The organism is Nocardia sp. NPDC060259, assembly GCF_042728775.1.
Classification (GTDB): Bacteria; Actinomycetota; Actinomycetes; order Mycobacteriales; family Mycobacteriaceae; genus Nocardia.
Genome location: NZ_JBHXAY010000157.1, coordinates 1 through 11,172, shown reverse-complemented (window position 1 = coordinate 11,172; position 11,172 = coordinate 1). Strand labels below are relative to the sequence as shown.

The 11,172-nt window shown below is 67.6% G+C and carries 10 protein-coding genes; 7 read left to right on the top strand and 3 right to left on the bottom strand.

Annotated elements, in window-relative coordinates; translation table 11 throughout:
- On the top strand, nucleotides 1-475 hold a 475-nt coding region (locus ACFWF2_RS32155; protein WP_379311253.1), incomplete at its 5' end, for a peptidase inhibitor family I36 protein.
- Nucleotides 476-548: 73 nt separating this feature from the next.
- Here the strand turns inward: ACFWF2_RS32155 and ACFWF2_RS32150 are convergent.
- The 3 genes from ACFWF2_RS32150 to secA form a co-directional block, all read right to left on the bottom strand.
- Nucleotides 549-956, bottom strand: a complete 408-nt coding sequence (locus ACFWF2_RS32150; RefSeq protein ID WP_379311252.1) for a type II toxin-antitoxin system VapC family toxin — start codon at nucleotides 954-956, stop codon at nucleotides 549-551.
- Nucleotides 953-1,219 carry a hypothetical protein gene (locus ACFWF2_RS32145; RefSeq protein ID WP_379311251.1) on the bottom strand — a complete coding sequence of 89 codons (267 nt, stop codon included), beginning with the start codon at nucleotides 1,217-1,219 and terminating at the stop codon, nucleotides 953-955. Before ACFWF2_RS32145 ends, ACFWF2_RS32150 begins: the two co-directional genes overlap by 4 nt.
- Before the next feature lie 130 nt (nucleotides 1,220-1,349).
- On the bottom strand, nucleotides 1,350-4,148 hold the full coding sequence (gene secA, locus ACFWF2_RS32140) for a preprotein translocase subunit SecA (protein WP_379311250.1): 2,799 nt from the start codon (nucleotides 4,146-4,148) through the stop codon (nucleotides 1,350-1,352).
- A 247-nt stretch (nucleotides 4,149-4,395) separates the two neighbouring features.
- Between secA and ACFWF2_RS32135 the strand changes: the two genes are divergently transcribed.
- The 6 genes from ACFWF2_RS32135 (at nucleotide 4,396) to bluB (ending at nucleotide 11,164) form a co-directional block, all read left to right on the top strand.
- The gene (locus ACFWF2_RS32135) at nucleotides 4,396-5,805 is read left to right on the top strand and encodes a wax ester/triacylglycerol synthase family O-acyltransferase (RefSeq protein WP_379311249.1); all 1,410 of its coding nucleotides are present in this window, start codon (nucleotides 4,396-4,398) and stop codon (nucleotides 5,803-5,805) included.
- A 10-nt stretch (nucleotides 5,806-5,815) separates the two neighbouring features.
- Entirely contained in the window at nucleotides 5,816-6,358 is a 543-nt protein-coding gene (locus tag ACFWF2_RS32130) for a DUF6912 family protein (protein ID WP_379311254.1), read from the top strand.
- Between the two features lie 122 nt (nucleotides 6,359-6,480).
- Nucleotides 6,481-7,611: a ferredoxin reductase gene (locus ACFWF2_RS32125; protein WP_379311248.1), complete on the top strand. Its 1,131-nt coding sequence runs from the start codon at nucleotides 6,481-6,483 to the stop codon at nucleotides 7,609-7,611.
- A gap of 194 nt (nucleotides 7,612-7,805) precedes the next feature.
- Nucleotides 7,806-9,161 (top strand): fatty acid desaturase family protein, encoded by a 1,356-nt coding sequence (locus ACFWF2_RS32120; RefSeq protein WP_379311247.1) that lies wholly within the window; start codon nucleotides 7,806-7,808, stop codon nucleotides 9,159-9,161.
- A 99-nt stretch (nucleotides 9,162-9,260) separates the two neighbouring features.
- On the top strand, nucleotides 9,261-10,505 hold the full coding sequence (locus ACFWF2_RS32115) for a fatty acid desaturase family protein (RefSeq protein WP_379311246.1): 1,245 nt from the start codon (nucleotides 9,261-9,263) through the stop codon (nucleotides 10,503-10,505).
- 23 nt (nucleotides 10,506-10,528) lie between these two features.
- The gene (bluB, locus tag ACFWF2_RS32110; RefSeq protein ID WP_379311245.1) at nucleotides 10,529-11,164 is read left to right on the top strand and encodes a 5,6-dimethylbenzimidazole synthase; all 636 of its coding nucleotides are present in this window, start codon (nucleotides 10,529-10,531) and stop codon (nucleotides 11,162-11,164) included.
- Nucleotides 11,165-11,172: the final 8 nt, after the last annotated feature.

Sequence of the window (11,172 nt, the reverse complement as noted above, 5' to 3'; positions counted from 1 at the left end):
GGGTTCACAGACCACCAAGATCACCGGCAACACCTTCACCAGCGTCACGCAGGACTGGTGCGACAGGACCGGCGGCTGCACCGGCTACGACCGCTGCCCCACCTCCTACGTCTGCCTGTTCACCGGCAGCGAGGGCACCGGCAAGATGTCACTGTTCAAGATCGGCTCCCCCGACCTGGGCAACCAGCACATCGACGCCGCGACGATCTCGGTCTACAACCGCACCGGCAAAACAGCCACCCTCTTCGCCGCCCGCAACAACAAGGGCGACACCCACACCATCGAGAAATCGGACAGGGGCGACCTCCCCGAAGCCTGGCAGGCCACCGCCCGCTCGATCACCGTCGGCCCCCTCCCGACCACCACATCGAGCACCACCACCGGCCCGAGCACCCCACCGCCGTCCACCTCGCGCACCCCGAATTCGTCGACACCGTCGACCTCCAAGACACCAACCGCCGTCCCGACATCCTGAAATTTGGTCAGCGGCCGCGCCGTATCGCCACGATGGGAGATTCGGCAGAATGCCGATACGCCGGTCACGGCATTCAGGCCGAACCCGCCCGCACTATCCGGACCGTGCAGGCGACTCCTGGCGCGTTCGCCAAGCGTGAGTCCGTGGTGAGCAGTTCGCAACCGTAGGCTTCGGCTGCTGCGACATAGGCGGCGTCGTAGGCGGTCAGGTTGTCACGGAGGTCCCAGATTCTGGGGACGAGTACGCGGGTGACGGGAACCTCGGGATCCAGGCTGCCGAGGGCGGTGACGGCGCGTTCGGCCTGGACGGGAGTGATCGTGCCGGCGCGGGTGAACCGGCGGATCATCGACAGAACCTCGACGGTCCAGTGTTGCGGGGCGATCCAGCGGTTGTCGGCTTCCAGGGCTGCCCGGCAGGCGTCACCGAGCGGGCCAGGGTTGAGGAGAGCGTGAACGAAGACCGACGCATCGACCACGATCACTCGCGGATCTCCGACTCGTCCAGCGCCGAATCCCGTTCGGCGCGTTCGGCATCCAGCGCCACCACGACGTCCCGCGCGGTGAACGCGACGTCCACCGCGGCGGGGCTGAACTGTTTGAGCACAGCGATATTGTCCTGGCGCCGAGCTTCATCGCGGACCAGGTCGAAGAGAAATGCCTGCAGCGACTGCCCACGCTGGCGCGCCAGCGCCACCAGCTGATCACGGAGCGGCTCCGGTACGTCGCGAATCTGCAAGGCAACCATGCATGCAATTGTACATGCAGGCGCTGGTGGAGAACATGCCCAGCCGCGCCGCAGGAGAACTCGTCGCCACGACGCGACAAAGGCTCCCACGGATAACCGTGGGAGCCTTTGTCATTCAGTTACCACACGCTCAGCGGCGGCGCTTGCCCTTGGAGTCGGCGCGGGCGGCTTCGCGGCGTTCGCGGCGGGTGCCGGACTGGTGGCCGCCGTATTCCTGGGCGTCGGAGTGGGATTCGGCGCGGCCGTCTTCGGCGGGGCCCGAGTAGTTCAGGCCGCGGGGGGACGCGTCGGAGATGCCCTTGGCGCGCAGGGCGGGTGGGGCCTGGGTTTCGGCGGGCGCGTCCTGGGGGCGCGGGGCGCCGACCGGGGAACGCAGGCCCTGGCCGACCGAGACGCCCTCGGGCTGGGGCTGCTGGACCTCTACCTGGAGGTTGAACAGGAAGCCGACCGACTCCTCCTTCAGGCCCTCCAGCATCGCGGCGAACATGTCGAAGCCCTCGCGCTGGTACTCGACCAGCGGGTCGCGCTGGGCCATCGCGCGCAGGCCGATGCCCTCCTTGAGGTAGTCCATCTCGTAGAGGTGCTCGCGCCACTTGCGGTCCAGGACCGAGAGCAGGACCTGGCGTTCCAGGTTGCGCATCGCGCCTTCGCCCGCCAGGCCGTCGATCTCCTGCTCGCGCTTCTCGTACGCGGTGTGCGCGTCGTCGAGCAGCGCTTCGCGGAGTTCGTCGCGGGTGAGTTCGCCCGCCTCACCGGTGGCGGTCTCGCCCGCGAGTTCCTTGTGGTCCAGGCTCACCGGGTACAGCGTCTTGAGCGCGGTCCACAGCTTGTCCAGATCCCAGTCCTCGACATAACCCTCGGCGGTGGCGCCGTCGACGTAGGCGGTGGTCACGTCGGTGATCATGTTCTGGACCTGACCCTCCATGTCCTCACCACGCAGGATCCGGTTGCGCTCGCCGTAGATGACGGTGCGCTGCTGGTTCATCACCTCGTCGTACTTCAAGACGTTCTTGCGGATCTCGAAGTTCTGCTGCTCGACCTGGGTCTGGGCGCTCTTGATGGCCTTGGAGACCATCTTCGCCTCGATCGGCACGTCGTCGGGCAGGTTCAGGCGGGTCATGATCGCCTCGAGCGCGGCGCCGTTGAAGCGGCGCATCAGCTCGTCACCCAGCGACAGGTAGAAGCGGGACTCGCCCGGGTCGCCCTGGCGGCCGGAACGACCACGCAGCTGGTTGTCGATACGACGCGACTCGTGGCGCTCGGTGCCGAGCACGTAGAGGCCACCGGCGTCGCGCACGGCGTCGGCGTCCGCGGCGGTCTGCTCCTTGACCTGCTCGAGCGCCGAGTGCCAGGCGGCCTCGTACTCGTCGGGGGTGTTCACCGGGTCGAGGCCCTGCTTGCGCAGCAGGATGTCGGCGATGATGTCGGCGTTGCCGCCGAGCACGATGTCGGTACCACGACCGGCCATGTTGGTGGCGACGGTGACCGCGCCGGGCCGACCGGCCTCGGCGATGATCTGGGCTTCCTGCTCGTGGAACTTCGCGTTCAGCACCGAGTGCGCCACACCGCGCTTGGTGAACTGCTTGGACAGGTACTCCGAGCGCTCGACGCTGGTGGTACCGATCAGGACCGGCTGGCCCTTCTCGTGCCGCTCCACCACGTCGTCGACGACGGCGTTGAACTTGGCCTCTTCCGACTTGTAGATCAGGTCGGCCTGGTCCTTGCGGACCATCGGCTTGTTCGTCGGGATCGGGACGACACCGAGGCTGTAGATCGAGTGCAGCTCGGCGGCCTCGGTCTCGGCGGTACCGGTCATGCCGGACAGCTTGTCGTAGAGGCGGAAGTAGTTCTGCAGGGTGATCGTGGCCAGAGTCTGGTTCTCCGGCTGGATCTCGACCTTCTCCTTGGCCTCGATCGCCTGGTGCATGCCCTCGTTGTAGCGGCGGCCGACCAGGATGCGGCCGGTGAACTCGTCGACGATGATCACTTCGCCGTCGCGGACGATGTAGTCCTTGTCGCGGGTGTAGAGCTCCTTGGCCTTGATGGCGTTGTTCAGGTAGCTCACCAGCGGGGAGTTGGCGGCCTCGTAGAGGTTGTCGATTCCGAGCTGGTCCTCGACGAACTCCACGCCGGCCTCGTGCACGCCGATGGTGCGCTTCTTGATGTCCACCTCGTAGTGGACGTCCTTCTTCAGCAGCGGCGCGATGCGCGCGAACTCGGCGTACCACTTGGACGAGGCGTCGGCCGGGCCCGAGATGATCAGCGGGGTACGGGCCTCGTCGATGAGGATGGAGTCGACCTCGTCGACCACGGCGAAGTTGTGGCCGCGCTGCACGAGATCGTCCAGCGAGTGGGTCATGTTGTCGCGCAGGTAGTCGAAGCCGAACTCGTTGTTCGTGCCGTAGGTGACGTCGGCGTGGTAGGCGACGCGGCGCTCGGCCGGGGTCATACCGCCGAGGATCACGCCGACCTCGAGGCCGAGGAAGCGGTGCACGCGGCCCATCCACTCGGCGTCGCGCTTGGCGAGGTAGTCGTTGACGGTGACGACGTGCACGCCCTCGCCGGAGATCGCGTTCAGGTACGCGGGGAGCACACAGGTCAGGGTCTTGCCCTCACCGGTCTTCATCTCCGAGATGTTGCCGAGGTGCAGCGAGGCGCCACCCATGATCTGGACCTTGTAGTGCTTCTGGTTCAGCACTCGCCAGGACGCCTCGCGGGCCACCGCGAACGCCTCGAGCAGCAGGTCGTCGAGGGTCTCACCGTCGGCGTGGCGCTGCTTGAACTCGGCGGTCTTGGCGCGCAGCTCGTCGTCGGTCAGCTGCTCGATCTCCTCGCCGTACGCGATGACCTCGTCGGCGAGGTTCGAGAGCCGCTTGACCGTGCGACCTTCACCAATCCGTAGCAACCTCGTCAGTGTCAGCGCAGGCACGGGTCTCGTCAGTCCTCTGGTCGGGGTGTGTTCGGCTGGTTGGCCACAGTGTTGATGGCCATGGTAGTCCGCAGACCACCGTACCCGGCGGCGCGGACCCATGCCCGGCGTACCGGAGACAGACATCGGCCCTGGTCACGGCGCCCGACGGGCCTCGTTGCCCGGCACCGCGATTCACCTGCCGTGACGTAGGATGTAGCGCGTGCCTGGTCGGGGTCAGCTGGCACCGGAAGGAGTATCAGAGCGCGTGATCACGAGATTGACGCCGCAGGATGCGTCGTTCTACCGGCTCGAATCGAGCAGCAACCCGATCCACATCGGCTCTCTCGCGATCCTCCAGAACTCCGAGCCCGATGCATCCGGCCAGGTCCTGGACTACGACAAGCTCATCGACCTGGTCGAAACCCGGCTGCCGCTGGTCCCCCGCTACCGCCGCAAGGTCCGCGAGATCCCACTCACCCTCGGCAGGCCGGTGTGGGTGGACGACAGCCGCTTCGACATCAGCTATCACATCCGCCGCTCGGCGCTGCCAGGTCCGGGCAGCGACGAACAGCTCTACGACCTGGTCGCCCGGCTCGCGTCCCGCCCGCTGGATCAGGGCAGGCCGCTGTGGGAGATGTATCTGATCGAGGGGCTCGCCGACGGGCGCAGCGCGGTGTTCACCAAATCGCATTCGGCGCTCGTCGACGGTGACACCGCGCTCGAGATCGGACACGTGATCCTCGACAACAGCCCCCTGCCACGGGAGCTGGCCGACGTCGTGTGGCGCGCGCCGCGCGAACCCACCGACGTAGAACTGCTGGCCGGCGCGCTGTCGCACCTCGCCGCGCAGCCACGCGAGGCCTACGAGGTCGCCCGTGACGCGGGCTCCAACGCGTTCGGGCTGGTCAGGGGCACCAGGATGGCGGTGAAGGCGGCGGCAAACGCGGTGCGCGCCGCGACCTCGGGCGTCGCGGACAGCCCGCTCAACGCCCGCACCTCGCGCAGCCGCCGCTTCGATGTCGTGCGCACCGACCTCGACGACTACCGCACCATCCGGCGCCACTTCGACTGCTCGATCAACGACACGGTGCTCGCCGTGGTCACCGGCGCGCTGCGCAACTGGCTGCTCTCGCGCAACGAGGCGCTGGTCGAGTCGACGAATCTGCGGGCCGTCGTACCGATGTCGGTGTACGTCGACGGCGGCGACCAGCTGGCGCCTGCCAGCGAGGTGTCCTCGTTCCTCATCGACCTGCCGGTGGGCGAACCGAATCCGGTGATGCGCCTGTCGCACATCGCGCACGCCACCGAAGCCGCAGGTCGGCAGCGTCGCGGGGTGCGGGCGCGCACGCTGGTGCACCTGGCCGGGTTCGCGCCTGCCAGCCTGCACGCGATGAGTGTGCGGGCGGCGAGTACCTTCGCCGACAACACGTTCAACCTGGTGATCACCAACGCGCCGGGACCACAGACCGCGATGTACATCGGCGGGGCGCGCATGCTGGAGATGTATCCGGTATCGCCGCTGCTGCGCAATCAGACGTTGAGTTTCGGGCTCACCTCGTACGACGGTCAGGTCTTCTACGGACTCAACGCCGACCGCGACGCCATGGCCGACATCGACGTCCTCGCGGCGTCGGTGCACGAATCGATGGAGGAGTTGCTCGGTGCCTGTCTCTGAGAACGGCAAGTTGCGCGTCTACATCCCGGCGACGATCCCGATGCTGCGCCAGCTGGTCGACGAGCGGGAGGTGTTCCCCCTGGGCGCGACCGCTTTCGCGGTGACGCCCGCCCTGCGCGAGGCCTACGCCGCCGGTGACGACGAGGAACTGGCCGAGGTGGCGATGCAGGAGGCGGCCAGGGCCTCGCTGCGGCTGCTGGCCGCCGAACGCGACGGGCTCGACGACGCCGCGGGCGCCGAGGGCGAAGCGGCCACCCCGGGCAGCCCGGTGTACCGGCGCGCGGTGATCGCCGCCGACGTCACCGGCGCGAAGCTGCGGCCCGACCTCGACGACGCGGTGGTGAAGCTGGCCGGGCCGATCACCTACGACCAGGTCGCGTCCGTGCATGTCGACCTGGCCGACGCGGAGCCGCAGGTCGCCAAGGCCGTCGACGTCATCGACGCCGCCGATCTCGGCGACACCGACGCCGAGTTCATCCTCGGTGACGCCGAGGATCACCAGCTGGCCTGGTACGCCACCCAGGAGCTGCCGTTCCTGCTCGACCTACTGTGACATCTCCGGAGATCAGCGCGCCTGCCGCCGCTGCCACTGCCACGAAACCTACGATGCCGTAACCTGGCAGCGAGCGAGCTACCCCACGGCGGCTCCGAGCACACAGGGAGACAACGGCAAGCATGGTCATGAACAAGTTCCGGGAATGGCTCGAAGCACCGGCCGCGCAGGTCGGCGACCGCGGCGGCAAGCTCAACGTGCTGCGTGGCGCGGTGGCCCGGGTGACCACTCCCCTGCTGCCCGACGACTACCTGCACCTGGCCAACCCGCTGTGGTCGGCGCGGGAGCTGCGGGGGCGGATCGTCGAGGTGCAGAAGGAGACCGCCGACTCGGCGACGCTGGTGATCAAGCCGGGCTGGGGCTTCGACTTCAAGTACCAGCCAGGCCAGTACATCGGCATCGGCATCCTGATCGACGGCCGCTGGAACTGGCGTTCGTACTCGCTGACCTGCCCGCCGGACTGGACCGGCGAGGGCGGCAAGCGGCTCATCTCCATCGCGGTGAAGGCGATGCCGGAGGGCAAGCTGTCCAGCCACCTTGTCAACGGGGTGGCCGCGGGCACCATCGTGCGCCTGCAAGCGCCGCAGGGCGGGTTCGTGATGCCGGAGCCGCCGCCGGCGAAGGTGCTCTTCCTCACCGCGGGCAGCGGCATCACCCCCGTGATGTCGATGCTGCGGACGATGGACCGGCGCAACGGCGTCAGCGACGTGGTGCACGTGCACTCGGCGCCCACCGACGCCGACGTCATGTTCGGCGCCGAACTGCGCGCGCTGCACGCCAAGCACCCGAGCTTCGTCTCGCACCTGCAACTGACCGATGAGCAGGGCCTGTTCTCCCTGGCGAGCCTCGACGAGCTCTACCCCGACTGGCGCGAGCGCGAGACCTGGGCGTGCGGCCCCGCGCCGATGCTCGACGCGATCGAACAGCATTGGAAGACAGCGGGAATCCCCGGCAAGCTGCACATCGAACGCTTCGAGGTCGAACGTTCCGCGATCGGCGAGGGCGGCACCGTGACCTTCGGCACCACCGGCCGCACCCTCACCGTCGACGGCGCGACCAGCCTGCTCGAAGCGGGCGAGTCCGTCGGCGTGCAGCTGCCCTTCGGCTGCCGCATGGGTATCTGCCAGACCTGCGTGGTCACCCTGTCCGCCGGACACGCCCGCGACCTGCGCAACGGCGACGAACGCCAGCCGGGCGACAAGGTACAGACCTGCATCTCGGCCGCGGCGGGCGACTGCACGCTCGACATCTGAGCATCCCCTCCGCTGAGGACAGCAGGTACCCTCGGAGTCATGCGCCGGCCATATCAATGGCCGGCAGCGGCTGGTCTAGGCCTACCTCGCGCCGACCGGCGCAGCAGGGCCGAGAACACAGCGGCGTAGCCGCGGCGTTCTCGGCCCGCCTCCATTCTGAACCGACCAGCCGCCAACCGACAGAGAGGACCCCGGTGGCCATCACCGATATCCAGGCCTTCGCCCATCTCACGGCCGCCGACATCGAGACACTGGGGAAAGAGCTCGATTCGATCCGCCGTTCGGTGGAGTCCTCCCGCGGCGCGCGCGACGCGAAGTACATCCGGCGCACCATCGCCGCACAGCGGGCACTCGAGGTGGCGGGCCGCGCGGTGCTGTTCGGCAGCCGCAACCGCTGGGCGTGGCTCGGCGGCACCGCGCTGCTGTCGGTGGCCAAGATCATCGAGAACATGGAGCTCGGGCACAACGTCAGCCACGGGCAGTGGGACTGGATGAACGATCCGGAGATCCACTCCACCAGCTGGGAGTGGGACATGACCGGGACCTCGGCGCAGTGGCGCCGGGCGCACAACTACTCCCATCACACCTACACCAACGTCCTCGGCAAGGACGAGGACCTGGGCTTCGGCATCCTGCGGATGACCCGCGACGAGGTCTGGCACCCGAAGCACCTGGTACAGCCCGCGGCGAATCTGCTGCTGGCCGCCACCTTCGAGTGGGGCATCGCGCTCCACGACCTCGGCATCGAGAAGGAGCTCGCCGGAGTTCCGCAGAAGCAGCTGCTGTCCGAGCCCAACAAGGAGTTCGCCCGTAAGGCGGGCCGTCAGGTGGTCAAGGACTTCGTGCTGTACCCGGCGCTGACCGGGCCCGCGTGGAAGTCGACACTGAAGGCCAACGCGACCGCGAACCTGGTCCGCAACCTGTGGGCGTACGCGGTGATCTTCTGCGGGCACTTCCCCGACGGCGCGGAGAAGTTCACGATCTCCCAGCTCGACGGCGAGACCCAGGGCGAGTGGTACCTGCGCCAGATGCTGGGCAGCGCCAATTTCAAGGCCGGTCCGGTGATGGCCTTCATGAGCGGCAATCTCTGCTACCAGATCGAGCACCACCTGTTCCCCGACCTGCCGAGCAACCGGTACCCGGAGGTCGCGGTGCGGGTGCGCGAACTGTGCGACAAGTACGACCTGCCCTACACCACCGGTTCGCTGGGCAAGCAGTACCTGCTGGCGTTCCGGACCATCCACAAGCTGGCACTGCCCGACCGGTTCCTCAAGCGGACCGCCGACGACGCGCCCGAGACGTCCTCGGAGCGCAAATTCGCCGGAATCTCGCTGCCGGACGCGCTGCGGGTCGACCCGGAGTCGGGCAAGCGCTTCGGGCTGCGCTCGGCACTGCACGACGCGAAGGTGTCGCTGGAGATCAAGGCCAGGCACGAGAAGGAAGTGCTGCGCGAGGCCAAGGCGACACTGAAGGCGCGGGCGCGGCAGGAAAAGCTGGCGTTGCGCGAGGCGAAGCGGGCGCTGGGCGAGCGTGCCCGCCGTCGCGGGTGAGATAACATCTCGGTCTCTTTTTCGCAATAGGATGCTTCACACAATTCAGCGCTCGAATCGCCAACCTACGCTCTCGTAACCTACGGTAGTGTAGCCGCCATGGCGATCTCGGATGTCAAGGAATACGCGCACCTCACCGCCGCGGATGTCGAAGCTCTCGGTGCGGAGTTCGACGCGATCCGCCGCGAAATCGAATCTTCGCGGGGGGTCGCCGACGCGCGATATATCCGCAATGTCATCCGGCTACAGCGAGCGCTGGAGATCAGCGGCCGCACGGTGCTGTTCGCCAGCTTCCTGCCGCCGGCCTGGCTGGCGGGCGTCGCCCTGCTCGGCACTGCCAAGATCATCGAGAACATGGAGATCGGGCACAACGTCATGCACGGGCAGTGGGACTGGATGAACGATCCGGAAGTCCACTCCACCTCGTGGGAATGGGACAACGCGGGCCCGTCGGCGCACTGGAAGATCACCCACAACTTCCTGCACCACAAGTACACCAACGTCCTGGGCATGGACGACGACATCGGCTACGGCCTGCTGCGCGTCACCCGTGACCAGCGCTGGATGCCGTTCTACCTGGGCAACCCGGTCTACAACCTGCTGCTGCAGATGCTGTTCGAGTACGGCGTCGCGATCCAGCATCTGGAACTGGGCAAGGTCGCCAAGAAGAAGTGGGACAAGGACTCGCCGGAGTGGCGGCAGTTCGACGCCGACCGCAAGCTGGTGCTCAAGAAGATCGGCAAGCAGGCCGCCAAGGACTACCTGATCTTCCCGCTGCTCACCGGCCCGTCGTTCCTCACCACCCTCACCGCCAATATGGCCGCCAACGTGATGCGCAACGTGTGGACCAACGCGGTGATCTTCTGCGGGCACTTCCCCGACGGCGCGGAGAAGTTCACCAAGGCCGACATCGAGAACGAGACGCAGGGCGAGTGGTACCTGCGCCAGATGCTGGGCAGCGCCAACATCTCCGGCGGCAAGGTCATGCACTTCATGACCGGCAACCTCAGCCACCAGATCGAGCACCACCTGTTCCCCGACCTGCCGAGCAACCGCTACGCCGCCATCGCCGTGCGGGTGCGCGAGCTGGCCGAGAAGTACGACCTGCCCTACACCACCGGGTCGATGCCGGTGCAGTACTTCAAGTCGTGGCGCACGATCCTCAAGTTGTCGCTGCCCAACAAGTACCTGCGCCACACCACCGACGACGCCCCGGAAACCAAGTCGGAGAAGCTGTTCGGTGGCAACGCCGTCACCACAGTCGACCCGGTGACCGGCCGTCGCCGTGGTCTGCGCACCGCGCTGTCCGCCGGGCGCAAGCTGGCCCGCCGCTCGATGGCCTGACGGCCTGAGGTTGACTGGTCGGCGTGTGTGCCGACCAGTTGAGCGTCTACGACGCGATCCGCCTGCGCCGTGATGTGCGCGCCGAATTCACCGGCGAGCTCGTCGACGACGAGACGCTGTGGCGGATCCTGGACGCGGCCCATCGCGCGCCCAGTGTCGGCAACTCCCAGCCGTGGGATTTCGTCGTTGTCCGGCAGCCGGACACCCTGCGCCGCTTCGCCGACCATGTCGCGGACAAGCGGGTCGAGTTCAGGGACGCGCTGCCTGCCGACCGGGCCGAGACGTTCGAGCCGATCAAGATCGACGGGATCGTCGAGAGCGGCACCGGCGTCGTGGTCACCCATGACGACCGGCGCGGCGGACCGCAGATCCTGGGCCGGGCGAGCGTGCCCGAGACCGGGGTGTACTCGACGGTGCTGGCGATCCAGAACCTGTGGCTCGCGGCGACCGCGGAGCAGGTCGGCGTCGGCTGGGTGTCGTTCTACGATCCGGACTTCCTGCGCGAGCTGGTCGACCTGCCCGCCGGCATCAAGCCGGTGGCCTGGCTGTGCGTCGGGCCGGTGCGCGAGTTTCAGCGGGTGCCCGACCTGGAACGGTTCGGGTGGCGCTCGGGTCGCTCGCTCACCGAGGCCGTGCATCACGAAACCTTCGGGGGCTGAACACGATC